Origin of the sequence: Vibrio sp. vnigr-6D03 (genome assembly GCF_002835515.1) — a bacterium.
Taxonomy (GTDB): Bacteria; Pseudomonadota; Gammaproteobacteria; order Enterobacterales; family Vibrionaceae; genus Vibrio; species Vibrio penaeicida.
Map to the genome: position 1 here is coordinate 261,156 of NZ_PIZL01000012.1, position 14,014 is coordinate 275,169.

Annotated in this window: 14 protein-coding genes; 12 read left to right on the forward strand and 2 right to left on the reverse strand. The window is 42.7% G+C overall.

All coding sequences use genetic code 11. The annotated features are described in order from the left end of the window. Positions 1-2: 2 nt before the first annotated feature. From CW749_RS09080 to CW749_RS09090, 3 genes are all read left to right on the forward strand, one after another. Positions 3-488 carry a protein disulfide oxidoreductase gene (locus tag CW749_RS09080; protein ID WP_101111707.1) on the forward strand — a complete coding sequence of 162 codons (486 nt, stop codon included), beginning with the start codon at positions 3-5 and terminating at the stop codon, positions 486-488. Between the two features lie 11 nt (positions 489-499). Then, complete coding sequence (locus CW749_RS09085; protein ID WP_101111708.1) at positions 500-1,249, forward strand: DsbA family protein; 750 nt, start codon at positions 500-502, stop codon at positions 1,247-1,249. A 304-nt stretch (positions 1,250-1,553) separates the two neighbouring features. Then, positions 1,554-2,489: a DMT family transporter gene (locus tag CW749_RS09090; protein WP_101111709.1), complete on the forward strand. Its 936-nt coding sequence runs from the start codon at positions 1,554-1,556 to the stop codon at positions 2,487-2,489. Here CW749_RS09090 and CW749_RS09095 read toward each other — a convergent pair. Further along, positions 2,446-3,234 carry an EAL domain-containing protein gene (locus tag CW749_RS09095; RefSeq protein WP_101111710.1) on the reverse strand — a complete coding sequence of 263 codons (789 nt, stop codon included), beginning with the start codon at positions 3,232-3,234 and terminating at the stop codon, positions 2,446-2,448. The genes CW749_RS09090 and CW749_RS09095 overlap by 44 nt on opposite strands. A gap of 525 nt (positions 3,235-3,759) precedes the next feature. Here CW749_RS09095 and CW749_RS09100 point away from each other — a divergent pair. The 8 genes from CW749_RS09100 (at position 3,760) to CW749_RS09135 (ending at position 12,097) form a co-directional block, all read left to right on the forward strand. Further along, positions 3,760-4,701 (forward strand): porin, encoded by a 942-nt coding sequence (locus CW749_RS09100; RefSeq protein ID WP_101111711.1) that lies wholly within the window; start codon positions 3,760-3,762, stop codon positions 4,699-4,701. A 404-nt stretch (positions 4,702-5,105) separates the two neighbouring features. Further along, positions 5,106-5,339, forward strand: a complete 234-nt coding sequence (locus CW749_RS09105; RefSeq protein WP_101111712.1) for a microviridin/marinostatin family tricyclic proteinase inhibitor — start codon at positions 5,106-5,108, stop codon at positions 5,337-5,339. Continuing rightward, on the forward strand, positions 5,311-5,592 hold the full coding sequence (locus CW749_RS09110; RefSeq protein WP_101111713.1) for a microviridin/marinostatin family tricyclic proteinase inhibitor: 282 nt from the start codon (positions 5,311-5,313) through the stop codon (positions 5,590-5,592). Before CW749_RS09105 ends, CW749_RS09110 begins: the two co-directional genes overlap by 29 nt. Before the next feature lie 387 nt (positions 5,593-5,979). After that, complete coding sequence (locus CW749_RS09115; RefSeq protein WP_101111714.1) at positions 5,980-6,237, forward strand: microviridin/marinostatin family tricyclic proteinase inhibitor; 258 nt, start codon at positions 5,980-5,982, stop codon at positions 6,235-6,237. Between the two features lie 109 nt (positions 6,238-6,346). Further along, the gene (locus CW749_RS09120; protein WP_101111715.1) at positions 6,347-7,381 is read left to right on the forward strand and encodes an MvdC/MvdD family ATP grasp protein; all 1,035 of its coding nucleotides are present in this window, start codon (positions 6,347-6,349) and stop codon (positions 7,379-7,381) included. Between the two features lie 21 nt (positions 7,382-7,402). Further along, the gene (locus CW749_RS09125) at positions 7,403-8,389 is read left to right on the forward strand and encodes an MvdC/MvdD family ATP grasp protein (RefSeq protein WP_101111716.1); all 987 of its coding nucleotides are present in this window, start codon (positions 7,403-7,405) and stop codon (positions 8,387-8,389) included. Between the two features lie 362 nt (positions 8,390-8,751). Further along, a complete protein-coding gene (locus CW749_RS09130) occupies positions 8,752-9,990 on the forward strand; it encodes an HlyD family efflux transporter periplasmic adaptor subunit (RefSeq protein ID WP_101111717.1) in 1,239 nt (412 codons plus the stop codon). A gap of 1 nt (position 9,991) precedes the next feature. Further along, positions 9,992-12,097 (forward strand): peptidase domain-containing ABC transporter, encoded by a 2,106-nt coding sequence (locus CW749_RS09135; RefSeq protein ID WP_101111718.1) that lies wholly within the window; start codon positions 9,992-9,994, stop codon positions 12,095-12,097. Between the two features lie 44 nt (positions 12,098-12,141). Here CW749_RS09135 and CW749_RS09140 read toward each other — a convergent pair whose 3' ends face one another. Further along, on the reverse strand, positions 12,142-13,026 hold the full coding sequence (locus tag CW749_RS09140; protein ID WP_101111719.1) for a DMT family transporter: 885 nt from the start codon (positions 13,024-13,026) through the stop codon (positions 12,142-12,144). A 234-nt stretch (positions 13,027-13,260) separates the two neighbouring features. On the opposite strand from CW749_RS09140, the gene CW749_RS09145 reads away from it, so the two are divergent. Next, on the forward strand, positions 13,261-13,911 hold the full coding sequence (locus tag CW749_RS09145; protein WP_237322384.1) for a LysE family translocator: 651 nt from the start codon (positions 13,261-13,263) through the stop codon (positions 13,909-13,911). The last annotated feature ends 103 nt before the right edge of the window (positions 13,912-14,014 follow it).

Genomic DNA, 14,014 nt, shown 5'->3' on the forward strand with positions numbered 1-14,014 from the left:
TGATGTTCAAAATAGTAAGAAACCTCACGGGCTATCTCTTGCTTATTATTCTGATTACTGGGCTACTCGATTGGTGGCGAACCAAGCATGTTGATTTCCACGACATGCCGATGACTCAAGGAAAAGCCATTGATGGCGCATTCGTCAATGTGGCTGAGTTAAGCCGCGATAAGCCTGTCTTAGTCTACTTCTGGGCTACTTGGTGTGGTGTATGCAGCCTAACCACACCGAGCATTGATATTTTGTCCAATCACTACGAAGTGGTTTCTATTGCTTTGGCATCTGGCGAAGATGATCGCTTGCTCGAATACATGAAGAACAACGACTACAGATTCACAGTAATTAATGATTTGGAGGGCAGTATTAATCAGTACTGGCGAGCCCAAGTCACTCCTACAATCGCCATCGTCAAAGATGGTGAGATTCAGTCTATGACCACAGGGTTTTCTACTCCTTGGGGGTTATGGCTACGTTTACTGCTGGCATAAGGATCCAGAAAATGACATACGTTACAAAATGGCTTGGTGGATTGGGGCTAGCGTTTGGCTTGGTGATGCCAAGCTATGCAGAAGAAGGCAAAGCGGCGGTTTCATTAACCCCAGAGCAAATAACTCAATTGGCACAAATTAACACCATATTGAAAGGGCACCCTCAAATCATTGGTGATTTAAGCAAAAGCTTAGAAGCCTATGTTACCCAGTTAAAGCAAGTCGAAGTCGCCCTAAAAGAACAAAGAAGTTGGTTGACACAGGCACCAGAACACAGCAAATCTGGTGCAGAAAACCCCGCTCTGACCATCATTAACTTTACCGATTACAACTGCCCATATTGTAAGCGCTTGGAAATTGGCTTGGCTAAGTTGCTCACAGAGATGGACAACGTAAAAGTTGTTAACATCTATGTACCTTTACAGCAGCAGATTGCCAGTGGCACCAACACAAACTCTGCATTTTATGCGTTAAAAGTTTGGGAGAAGGAACCCGAGAAGTTTGCAGAGGTTCACAGGCTTTTAGTCGCGCATCCGACACGTCACGATGCAGAATCACTCAACCGTATTGCTAAAGAAACGGGTACTGAAAAGTACTTAGAAACGGGTGAGCGAGAAGAATCCATCGTATCTCGAAATATGCAAGCATTTGGTCAGCTGGGTTTACGTGGCACCCCTGCACTTATCATTAACGATGAGATTATCCCAGGGTTCCTACCTTACGGTGAACTCAAAAAAGCCGTCCAAAAAGAATTGAACTAGGACTGAGAAGCCTGAATTTACTTCTTTAGTGGTTATTTCTATATAACTTCAGCTCTACATAAATTCAGTTCTGTATAAACTCGGCTCTGTATAATTTCAGCTCTTTACAGAAAAGTGGGTAGCCTTGATTCGCAGCCCACTCTTTCTAACCAATATCTAACCACCCGAGCAGTTTTCTCTTTTTATTCGTATATCCAAGTGATCTAAAGCTCACTTAAAAAAGTTATCTTCATGTAAAGATACTTTACACTGAGTTATAATTGGAGTACATTGCCCACATTATCTTCACATAGACATAGTTAGCATGAATATATTTCTCGCCATGATCCCTGCTTTTTTTTGGGGAACCACATATGCTGTAACGCAGTTTACTCTGTCTGAATGGCCACCATTACTACTGGGCTTTATTCGTGCTCTCCCCGCTGGTCTTCTTTTATTGGCACTTCGTCCTATCATGCCTACAAGAAATCAGTGGCAACCTTTAGTCATTCTTTCCTTAGTGAACATAAGCGCATTTTTCGCCATGATCTTTCTTATGGCTGCCACGCTGCCTGCTGCGATATCTGGCGTAGGAATGGTTTCTGTCCCCATTTTCGCCATGATTTTCCAATGGTTGTGGTTTAAGAATAAGCCTTCGGGCATTCAAATCGTTTCTGGTTTTACTTTGGTGGGTTTCGCGTGGTTTCTTTTCGATCCAAACCAGATCGAACTTGGTACAACCGGTTTGATTGCTATGTTTTGTGCGATTTGGTGCATTATTATTGGCAGTACACTGACTCAAAAACTATCAAAAGATATGCACTGGTGGGGAGTGTTAAGTTGGCAGCTTATTATAGGTGGTGCAGCACTCGGGGTTGTCGCAGGTGCTCAGTGGCTGTTTGAACCTTCTGCTTTTGAAGCGTTTACCAATCAAGACATTAGCGCAACCAATTGGTTTGGAATCGCTTGGATAATTATTCTGAATACGGCTGTCGCTTACGGAATGTATGTGTGGTTAATCCGAAAAATGACCATTGTTGAGTTCACATTCAGTGGTATCGCCAACCCTATTGCCGGCATTACTGGTGGTGTTTTATTGATGAATGAAACCTATAGCCATACACAAATAGGCTTAATGCTCGGGATGATACTGGCTTCGCTTCTTCCGAACTTCCTGAATTTATGGCGAACCAAAAGACGCGTTAACAAACAGGAAACTAGAACAGAGAATACTCAGGATAGTGTGCCTGTATCGGATTAAATAGGTAGCCTTGATAACCCCAAAAAGCAAAAGGTAGAAGATGATTGAGTGAGTTCTGATCTTCTACTCTTTCCACAATCCATTTCGCATCACTAGAGGATTTTTGCTGAAGGATGATGTCTAGTTTTTTGCAAGAATGGTCCATGCCCGATTTGAGATCAAAAAATGGATTGTCGACTTTCACATAGTCATAAAGACCCGCACTCAATTCGTCATCTCTAAAATCTTCTCCAACTTGATAGTCATCCAAGGCGATTTTCACCCCGACGTCTTTCAGTTTGGCGACACCTTTGAGGTAGTCTTTTCCTTCTATCGAATATTGACGCTCAGTTGTTTCAACAACTAACGCTTTTCCATAGCACTTTAGATGAGAGTGAACGGCGATAAGAAGGTTAATGGTTTTTCTATTACTTAGGGCATGCCTTTCCACATTCAGGAACAAACACTCGAACGGAAAGGAAGCAGGATTAACAGAAATCAGGAAATGAAGCTGTTGCTCAAGAATATCTTTAGCAAGACGTTTGCCTAGTTCACCTTTCATGAAGGTGGTGTGGATAGCCGCATCTTCCTGAGAAAGAAGCAACTCACTGGCCAGTAACTTCTTGCTTTCACTAACAATGATTTCGTTCTTAAATTGAAAACGAGGTGTGTCTGGTTCAACAAAGTCTTGCGGTAGCGGGGTCGCAGAACTTTTTCCGTTCTGAAAACGCATTTCAATAGCAGATTGTTTTACATCTATGCCCATTTAGCGACTACCCTATAGCTTGGACTACCACACTTTGAAAGAGCTACTGCTCTGATGAGTTCACCCTAGAACTCTCGCTTATTAACATAAGCAGTGTGGAGTCGCGAAGCAAACCGTTTTGCCTCAAATCCAGTTTATATGCGACCTAACAAACGTAATTCGCACTTTTGAGACAATATTAATTGTAAAAACATACATTTCCAACATCACCTCTGACGTTAACTTCACATTTCACCCCAATTCATATGGTATACGGATGTATTTTTTACCACGTACATTAGCATTTTCTGATTTTAACCATCAAATATCACACTATCTACAAAAACCTCATTGCACTTTCATTCTTTATTCACGCAATCAATATGTAGAGACCCTTCAAAATAATCCAGATGCACCCACGCCATGTTGGCGCAGTGCGAATCCTGCACGAACGGTGGCAACTTATTGGAAACTTCCTTTGACTGTTCACAAGGGAAAGTGAGCTAACTCATTACCTCTTATAAAAGAGATTAGAAGGACCAGAACATGAACAAAGCGATTCTAACAACAGCAATTCTTTCGGCTACGACTCTATCTTCTGCTTCCGCGGCCACGATTTATGAAAAAGACGGAACGGTACTAGATTTAGGAGGACGCGCTGAAGGACGTTTCAATATTTCAGACGCCAATAAAACGGGTAATAAAGGCGCGTTTAAAGACATCAGCCGCGCGCGGATATCTTTATCCGGTGAATCAACTGTTACCGACCAATTTTCAGGTTTTGGAAAATACGAAGCCGAACTCTCTGGTGAAGAAGACTTAACAAATCGCTACTACTTTGCTGGTGTTAAAGGCGAGTTTGGTTCTGTGTCTTACGGAAAACAAGATTCATCTCAAGTCATGTTAAGCAACTTCACCGATACCTTAGCCACATTTGGCGCAAAAGCAGCCGACATTGTGGATGGTAATAAAGACAAGAGAGAAAATGCGCTAGTCTACAAAACCACGTTCGATCAGCTTACTGTATCTGGTGACTACATATTCGCGGATAAAGATAATAACGACAACACAAACAGTTATGGTATCTCTGGGATTTACAGTTTGGAACGATTTAGAATCGGTGCCGGTTATGTAAACCAAAAGCAAGGCGATGAAACCGAAAATCAATTCAACTTTGTTGGTGAAGTTCAGTTCGATAATCTTAGTTTTGCGGGGCTTTACACCATGGGTAAAAGTGTTGTTGGCAGCCAACTTAATGACATTATTGGTTATGAACTGATGGCTACATACGAACTCGAGAAAGTTGCCTTTGTAGGCGCGTACAATGCCCAGAAAAATGACTCCTCAAAAACCGACACTGTGGATGAGTTTGCTCTGGAAGCGGTTTATACCTTTAACGAACACCTGAGGACTTATGCCGGTTATCGTATCAACCAGATAAAAGATGCAGATAACGAACTTCAAATGGGTTTACGTTACGATTTCTAAAGAATATAGAGTCAGCCACTCTTGGCTGACTCTATACCGCACTTAACTGCTACCTCCACAAATAAAAAACCAGTTGCATATTTTAAATTCACACAATGATACGCCCTATTTTTCACGTGAATTTTTATGCACTCTATGCATTTTATTATTTATTTTCTTTAAAACGGTCAATCCTCCCTCACTTCAGGTTCACAAATCGAACCAGCGGTCTTAGATCTTGAACCCAAGCTTATTCTTTGATTTATCAGTGTTGTTCGTGAAATGACTCGTATTCTCACTGATATTCCTCATCAACCCTTGTTAAATGTTTGTTTTAAAAAACTCACCTTGATACTTATATCAACGATTATCTCATTGATAATTAAAAACTTAAATTGTAAACAAACTTTAACAAGGATTGAAAAGTGAATAAGAACACACCTTTTTTCAGCAACTTTATTGAATCTCAAATCGAAGAGCTAAGCGCTCAAGAAACTAAGCAATGTGCAGGTGGTTTCATTGGCGATTTTGAAGTCGTAACAATGAAAGCACCATCTGATGATGATGAAGGTCTAGAGTTCGTTCTTAAGCCAGGCGACCTAGTAACAATGAAACACCCATCAGACAGCGATGAAGGCAACGATTTCCCATCGTTCTAATAAGCTAAAGGAAGAGAATATGAGTAAGAACACTCCTTTCTTTAACCATTTTATCGAGTCACAAATTGAAGAATTAAACGACACTGAAACAACTCAGTGCTCGGGTGGTTTTGCAGGTATCAATATTTCAATGAAGCACCCTTCTGATAACGATGAAGGGCAGCCAATTGATATCGGTATTCGACCAATTGATGTGACGATGAAATACCCTTCTGATGATGATGAAGGTGTCGAAATCAAACTCGACCGTTAAATTAGGCTATTTTTATAATCAATATTCACCTTGCGTTATGTAAGGTGAATATTTTAGCAAACGGTAATTTACAATAAAACAGTGTATAAATAATAATCATACGGATTAAAAATAGATCTTAATTCAAATTAAATCAGTTATTACACGAAATAAAATAAGTTTAATCACGGTCAAAATTCAGGGGTGAAATATAATTTTAATCCTAGTTAATTTTAGTCTCATTATTGAGAAACTATTTAACTAATAAAAATATTATTATTTTATAAGTAATCGCTTTTATGTATGTTTTAAAAGGTGAACAGCAGATACTGCTAATTCGTCGACGTAATAGTGTTCACATAAAAACGCCAATTAACGGCACTAAATTAAATTAAAAGGAACATACAAATGAGTAAGAACACTCCATTTTTTAATAATTTTATCGAAGCAGACACACTAACTGAAGAAGAAGCAAACCAAATTTCTGGTGGTATTGTTAACTTTGGTGGTATTTCAACAAGAAAAGCACCATCTGATGATGACGAAGGTTTTGCAATTGCAACTCGTAAAGCCCCTTCAGATGACGATGAAGGATTTGAAATCGCAACTCGTAAAGCGCCATCTGATGATGACGAAGGTACAGCGATTGTATTTCCGACTTGGTAAATACCAAATCGGGTTTAGGTAATACTCGATAGAACATCTATCCAGTTCCTAGACATGACCTCTAAGCTCTCACCCCCAAAAATTTGGGGGTGATATTGAAAGAACGATTATGCAGAAAACAAACAAAAGTATCCTATGCATCACTCATTCTGAGGACACCTTTCCCGTAGATTGGGTGACAGAACACCTAATGACAGCGGGTGTAGAGGCTGTTCGTTTAAACAGCGATCAATTCCCCTTGAATATTCAAATCGGTGGGAGCTTACAAACCCTCCCTTTTGACTCTCCGAGTTCAGAAGAGCAGCATTTGGAAAAGGCACACGTTGATACACTGATTTCAACGGAAGGCTGGTCTATCAACGAGTCAAATATTGGCGCGATATGGCATAGAAAAAACAGAGTCAGCGATTTATCTTCCGCGCTAGAAGGAGATGTATTAGCCCAAGCAACTCGTGAGTCTGAGTGCATTAAGCAGTCTTTACTTTACAGTTTCGAAGATGTTTTCTGGCTTGACCACCCAAACACACAACTGGCTGGAGAAAATAAATGGCTACAGCTTAGAATGGCAAAAAAAGCGGGACTCGACGTTCCTGCAACGCTATTTACCAATATTCCAGACCAAGTAAAAGCATTCTATAAACAGTGCAATGGCGACATTGTCGCAAAAATGCACACGCCACTAACCGTTTCCATGGGTAAACCCCCTGCGTTTGTATACACATCGAAAGTAACCGAAGCTCACTTAGCGGATCTCGACTCGCTGCGCTTTTCTCCCATGATTTTTCAGCAACAAGTGAAAAAACAAGCGGAGTTACGCATAGCCTATGTCGATGGACATTGCTTCCCAGCTAAAGTGAATTTGAGCAGTAATGATGAAAAAGAACTGCTCGACTGGCGAAAAGCGACGCCAACGCAATCCAATTGGCAACACACTGATATCCCTGAATCTCTCGTACAAAAGTTGCGCGTTTTCATGGACTCTATGAATCTAAAATTTGGCGCTATTGACATCATATTAGATACGACTCGCAAATATCAGTTCTTAGAAGTGAACCCTGCGGGTGAATGGGGAATGTTAGAGGCAGAATTAGACCTGCCTATTTCTAAACAGATCGCCCAAACACTTATTAAATACAGTCAATAGCAAGGAACAGCTGGTACAAGTATGACTAAAAACAAAGTTCTCATCATTACGCATTCAAAAGACAATCAAAGTATTGATACCGTTTCTGAATTGCTGAAACAAGCTGGTGTAGTACCAGTGCGTTTTAACACGGATCTCTTTCCAACTAAGGTGCAAATTGCCACCCATCAGAATAATAAAGGCAATGAGAGTACGCTCATTACGGAAAATGGCGATGTCGTCAAAGGTGACGAGATATTGGCCGTTTGGTATCGCCGATTCTATCCAGCAAAAGGTTTACCTGCCGACATGGACATACAGCTCAAGCAACCTTCTGCCGAAGAAAGCAAGCGAACCATTTTGGGTTACCTCGATAGTCTAGAGTGCTACAAACTTGACGATTACTGGGATATACGCCACGCATCCAATAAAGAATATCAATTGATGCTGGCAAGAAAAGTGGGGTTAAACCTACCCAATACACTCACCAGTAACTCGCCAGAAGCAGTGCGTGATTTCTTCGCTGATAACAACGGTAAAATTATCACGAAGATGCAAACCGCCTTTTCGGTTTGGAATGATGATGTTGAGCAAGTGGTTTTTACCAACAAGGTAGAAGAAGAACACTTAGAAAAACTGGAAGAGTTAAACCTGTGCCCAATGGTGTTCCAAGAACATGTCATTAAAGATGTTGAGTTGCGTGCGACCGTTGTTGGCAATCAGGTTTACTGCGCATCCATTGACCCAGATATTATGAAGGGGATGGAAACCGATTGGCGTAAGCGCGGTGTCTACACACTCGATAAATGGCAGCCATTTGAGTTGCCGCAAGAAGAAGCCGATAAGCTGATCCGTCTCGCGACAGAGCTCAAGCTAAACTATGGCGCGGCAGATCTTATTTTAACGCCAGATGGCCAATACAAATTCCTAGAAATCAATCCATGCGGTGAATTCTACTGGATGGACATATACCAAAAGCTAGGCATTTGTGAAGCCATTGCTCAAAACTTGGTATCCGGTGGCCGATAACCATAATTTTGCCTTATTCTGCCCGAACATCACCGTGCTCGGGCATTCTTAGGGTCTGTTGACCTTTCGAGATGATTTTGCAGCAATTTGTGGGTGATTTATACAAGGCAACGCTCATTCGGTGTAGTCGCTCTACATCAATGAGCGATAACGCAGTAGAAATAAGCCACAAATGCTGCCCAAAGGGTTTGACTAGGCGTCCCCGTTCCCATGTCTTTTACTCTTTGTTGCAAGGTATTTGCTTAGAAATACTTTTGTTCTTAAAGAATGGGCTACACACCTTGCGCCGCGATTAAAAGGCATAGAACTCGAACAAAATTTAACCACGAAAGGTCAACAGACCCTAATACCGGAGAGATTTTTTGAGCCAGCTGTATCGTCAATCTGTCATTGACGCCCAAAAACAACGACTCCACGGCGATGTATTGCTCGCGCAGCCATTGTCTATTTATCTCATTGTGAGCATTCTTTTCGTTTCCGTCACCTTGCTGGGCTTATATCTGAATTATGCCGAATACAGTCGAAAAGAGACGGTTCAAGGCTATATCTTGCCAGATAAAGGCATTATCAAATCCTTTTCGCAACGCGAAGGCATCGTCGAAACGGTTCATATCCAAGAGGGTCAGCAAGTTGAGAAAGGCGAACCTCTGATCACCATTAGCTCTAAAAACAAACTGGCCAACGGGCTCGACCTTAACCAAACCGTTGTTCAAGAATTTGAAAAGCAATATCAGTACATCAATCAAGAAATCCAGTATCAAAACAACCTTCATGCTCAACAAATCAATAAGCAGAAAGTGCTTGTTACGGACATAGACCGCCAACTTGCCGCCATTGAAACCCAAAAAGCACTCATACGAGAGAAATACCAACTTCAAACTGAGCGTGAAAAGCAGCACCAAAAACTGTTCCGAGAAGGGCACCTTTCTGCTCTGGATCTTCAATCACAAAAAGAAGCGCTGATAGAGATCAAAGCCCAGCAAGAGCGAGCGATCGCCAATGAACTGGATTTGCGAAAGACTCGAAATACCTTGCAGTCAGACTTGGCGATTCTGCCCAAACAGCACGAACTGAACGTATTGGATTTAGAGCAACAAAAATCCTCGATTCGGCAACAACTTAGCCAAGCACAAGGTAACGCCATTCACGTATTGGCGGCCAATGAACAAGGCAAAGCAACAGGCATAAACGTAGTAACGGGTGAAACCGTCCACGACAACCAATTAATGCTTAGCCTTATTCCTGAAAACGCGAAATTAGTCGCGGAGCTTTTTCTTCCCACGCGGTCGGCTGGATTCGTCAAGAAAGGCGACACGGTCAAACTGCGGTTAGACGCCTTCCCCTATCAACGATTTGGCTACCTTGGTGGCAAGGTTTCACATATAGACACAGTACTCTTGCAAAGCGGGGAAACCCCTTTACCCATCAGCGAGCCTGTTTATCGGATTCGAGTCACACTTGAAAAAGAGCACGTCGATTTTGAAGGTACATCCATTCCCCTCAAAAACGGGATGCTTTTGGAAGCGGATATTTTATTGGAAAGCCGCAGCATCATGGGTTGGATACTTGAACCTGTCTACGGATTATTAGGAAAGATTTAATATGGATCACGCCGAGAAAGAGCCTCATATTACTGAGCTACTGGAGTATTCCGGCAACCGAAAAGTCGCCATGATTTCGCAAACTGAAGCCGCGGAATGTGGCTTAGCTTGCCTAGCGATGGTCTCTTCCTATTATGGGTATAAACTTGATATGCCTGCCGCGCGCCGATTTTATTCGCCCGGAATGAAAGGGATCAACGTCCAACAGCTGATTCAAACTGCCGACAAAATGCAGTTAGCCGCCAGAGCACTAAAATGCCCACTGGAGCACGTCGGAAAGCTGACTTTACCGTGCGTTGTGCATTGGGATCTCAACCACTTCGTAGTGGTCACGGGCGTTAAAAAGAACACCGTCACCATTAATGATCCAGCGTCGGGTACACGTGTTTTATCTCTAACTGAATTCAGCGAACATTACACGGGTATCGCCATTGAGCTGATCCCAACAAAAGAGTTTGAGAAGAAAGACGCACGCCAAAAAATGGGCATCAGCCAATTATGGACAAGGGTTTCAGGGCTTGGAAAAGCGTTATCCACGCTGGTATTTTTGTCGATTCTTCTCCAATTTTTAATGCTACTTAGTCCTTATTACATTCAGCTGGTTGTGGACGAAGTGCTGGTCAGTTTCGACGAAACACTGCTGATCGTACTGGCGGCGGGATTTAGCTTACTCTTGCTGTTTAACATCATCACCAAAGCAATTCGAAGTTGGTTGATCCTTCGATTATCCAGCCAGTTAAACTTACAAATGGGTGCGAACTTACTTCGCCATTTACTGCGTTTACCCATGAGCTATTTTGAAACTCGCCACATTGGCGACTTGGTTTCTCGCTTTGGTTCCCTCAATCAAGTGCGTGAGAGGATGACAACTGGCTTAGTCGAAACCATTGTTGATGGCATCATGTCTATCGCTATTCTGGCGGTCATGCTCGCCTATAGCCCATTTCTGACCGCTGTTGTCTTGTGTGTGGTTCTTGCCTACCTCACGGTTCGCCTCGCACTTTACAGTAAACTGCAACAAGCGACGGAAACGTCCATTGAAGCGAAAGCCAAAGAGCAAAGCCAATTTTTGGAAACGGCGCGTGGCATTCAAACCATCCGTCTTTTCAATGCCGAATCCATGCGCCAAAGTACTTGGCAGAATCGCTATAGCTCTGTCATCAATGCAGACATCAAGCTGGGCAAGCTGAGTATTGGCTTTGAATCAGTAAATCAATTGCTGTTTGGCTTAGAAAATATCTTCATCATTTTCCTTGCAGCGATGGCGGTAATGAGTGGCGACATGACCATAGGTATGGTGTTTGCGTTCTTGGCGTACAAAGAGCAATTAACCTCCCGCATGTCGATGCTGATAGAACAAGTCATTCAATTTAAAATGCTTCGCCTGCACCTCGACCGAATTGCCGATATTGCTCTGCATGAACAAGAGCCTCACCGCGAGAAAGGACGTAATTTAACTCAAATGCGTGGCAATGTTGAACTGGTCGATCTGTCGTTCAAGTATTCTGAAAATGACGACTATATTTTCCAAAATCTGAATCTTAAAATACCTGCCGGTGAATCCATCGCTTTGGTGGGGCCTTCAGGGTGCGGTAAATCAACATTAATGAAGTTAATGCTTGGATTGCTTCAGCCCACATCAGGGAAAATATTGGTCGATGGGGAAGATATCCGAGATTTAGGGCTTTCTAGCTACCGAGACAGAATTGCCTCGGTGATGCAAGACGACACATTGCTTACAGGATCGGTAGAAGAAAATATTACCTTCTTTTCACCGGAGCCCAATCACCAAATGATGATGCAATGCGCTCATATGGCTGGCATCCATGAAGACATCATCAAACTGCCAATGAACTATCAAAGTTTAGTGTCGGACATGGGATCCAATTTTTCTGGAGGTCAAACTCAGCGGCTATTACTGGCTAGGGCGCTTTACCATCGCCCGTCGATTTTGTTTTTAGATGAAGCCACCAGCCATTTGGATGTTGAAAACGAAGGTCGAATCAATGAGCACATCAAAGGGCTGCCGTTTACTCGTGTGATGATCGCCCACCGCCCTGAAACCATCAAAAGTGCAGACAGAGTGGTCAACATCAGTGAGCTTTAGATCTACTAAACCTCTTTAGGTCTATTAAACCTCTTTAGAGTTATCTAACCTCTTTGACGACGTAACAGGCTTTTCGGTGAGAAGCCTGTTACCAACATCGTGCCGCTGACCACCAGTATGGTGCCAATCACTGTATTAAAACCGATTGGCTCACCCAGCACCAAATATCCCCATAAGATACCGAAAAACGGAATCAAAAAAGTCACAGAAAGTGTAGAAGCGGGCCCTATATCCGTCACCAAACGAAAGTACAGAAGATACGCCAACCCAGTACACAACACCCCCAATACCGCGACCGACGACCATTCAAATACCGTAGGTGTCTCAGGCATTGGCAGCCAAGGTAATAAAGGCAGCACCAATATCACGGCACCCCACATGCTTCCGTGCGCATTATCGAACGATGAAATCTTAGGCGCATTCTTGGCGTAGTTAGTCGCTACCCCATAACAAGATGCAGCCATTACTCCGGCAATAATCGGCAACGTCGCTTCCTTGCCAATATTGACGGCATCCCAACCTACCAAGACGGCAACGCCCAACACGCCTAACACTAAGCCAAGCCCCCCCTTGAGTGACAAAGGCGTTTTGTGCCAAAAATACGCAATCACCGCGCCCCAAATAACCGCTGTAGAATTTAAAATAGACAAGGTAGATGCATTCAATGTTTGGGCTGCGTAGGCGAAAAGCATAAACGGCATAGCCGTATTAAAAGACGCAATGATCAGAAAGTGCTTAGGGTATTGAAATAGTATCAACCGACGTTTAAGAAAGACAGACGCTAGCAGCAAGCTCATCGCGGCAAACAGCACTCTAAATTCGATTAAATAAGCGGGGCCAAAGCTATTTGCGGCAATTCTCATGAAAAGAAAAGACGCCCCCCAAACTGCGGCAAGGCATAGTAATCGTAAAAAGCTGGCTGCGGTCATTTCTGTATCCTTCTTCTGATGAGATGCCACTGTGTATTAGGTTGATAAAAAACACAATTACAAATCAAATTGCGGTTCCGATAATGGCGATCCGCTACAGCTTCTTTTCTTTTACCGTTTCGAATTAAACAGTTGCCTATTAGGCATCGGCTTAATAACTGGTAACATATTTAAACTGAATTGAGGTAGTATCAACCATTAAGTAAGCGCATAGGATGATCAGGGAGAAAGAAAATGGATTTTCTATTTATGGGCATTATGCCAATAGAAAAATGGCTCGCATTTTTATCGATTGCCTTTCTCGCCGCAGTAACACCTGGCCCTGCGATTTTACTCATCATGACGCATTCACTCGGCAAAGGGTTTAAGCACGCCTTACTTGCACTGGCAGGAAACGTTACTGGTTTGTTCATCATGTCGCTTTGCTCCGTGCTTGGATTAAGTGCATTAGTTCTTAGCTCGACCACAGCCTTCCTTACCATTAAATTTATTGGCGCGTTATACCTTATCTATATGGGTTGGAAAATGTGGAACAAAGGTATCCAGTTCGAGTTTGAGTTGTCTGATACCCCTTCTCGCATTCGCAAAACCAATTTGTATTTTCAAGGCATAATGGTGGCGCTCACTAACCCTAAAGCCATCGTGTTCACGACTGCATTGTTCCCACAGTTTATCGTTCCTAGCGAACCTCTTATCGCTCAGTTTTCATTATTGGTTGGCACGCTGATTGGCTGTTCCATAGTGTGCTTAACGGTATATGGCTATTGGGGTACCAAATTGATTCGCCGTTCGACCAAAACACTGCCAGCACAAAAACTTTCTAGAATTTTTGGTACCACATTCATAGGGGCAGGTATCACACTGGCTGCTACCGCGAATCGCTAAACTGAATCGTCAAACATTGCCGCGCGACCGTATTCTCACTTGTCGAATCTGATTGAATGTTCAATTTAGATCTTTTTAGTTGTGACATTCGCTAAACAGGCAT

Coding starts and splice junctions, on each gene's coding strand:
- CW749_RS09080 (WP_101111707.1), top strand. CDS start 3: ATGTTCAAAATAGTAAGAAACCTCACGGGCTATCTCTTGCTTATTATT.
- CW749_RS09085 (WP_101111708.1), top strand. CDS start 500: ATGACATACGTTACAAAATGGCTTGGTGGATTGGGGCTAGCGTTTGGC.
- CW749_RS09090 (WP_101111709.1), top strand. CDS start 1,554: ATGAATATATTTCTCGCCATGATCCCTGCTTTTTTTTGGGGAACCACA.
- CW749_RS09095 (WP_101111710.1), bottom strand. CDS start 3,234: ATGGGCATAGATGTAAAACAATCTGCTATTGAAATGCGTTTTCAGAAC.
- CW749_RS09100 (WP_101111711.1), top strand. CDS start 3,760: ATGAACAAAGCGATTCTAACAACAGCAATTCTTTCGGCTACGACTCTA.
- CW749_RS09110 (WP_101111713.1), top strand. CDS start 5,311: ATGAAGGCAACGATTTCCCATCGTTCTAATAAGCTAAAGGAAGAGAAT.
- CW749_RS09115 (WP_101111714.1), top strand. CDS start 5,980: ATGAGTAAGAACACTCCATTTTTTAATAATTTTATCGAAGCAGACACA.
- CW749_RS09120 (WP_101111715.1), top strand. CDS start 6,347: ATGCAGAAAACAAACAAAAGTATCCTATGCATCACTCATTCTGAGGAC.
- CW749_RS09125 (WP_101111716.1), top strand. CDS start 7,403: ATGACTAAAAACAAAGTTCTCATCATTACGCATTCAAAAGACAATCAA.
- CW749_RS09135 (WP_101111718.1), top strand. CDS start 9,992: ATGGATCACGCCGAGAAAGAGCCTCATATTACTGAGCTACTGGAGTAT.
- CW749_RS09140 (WP_101111719.1), bottom strand. CDS start 13,026: ATGACCGCAGCCAGCTTTTTACGATTACTATGCCTTGCCGCAGTTTGG.
- CW749_RS09145 (WP_237322384.1), top strand. CDS start 13,261: ATGGATTTTCTATTTATGGGCATTATGCCAATAGAAAAATGGCTCGCA.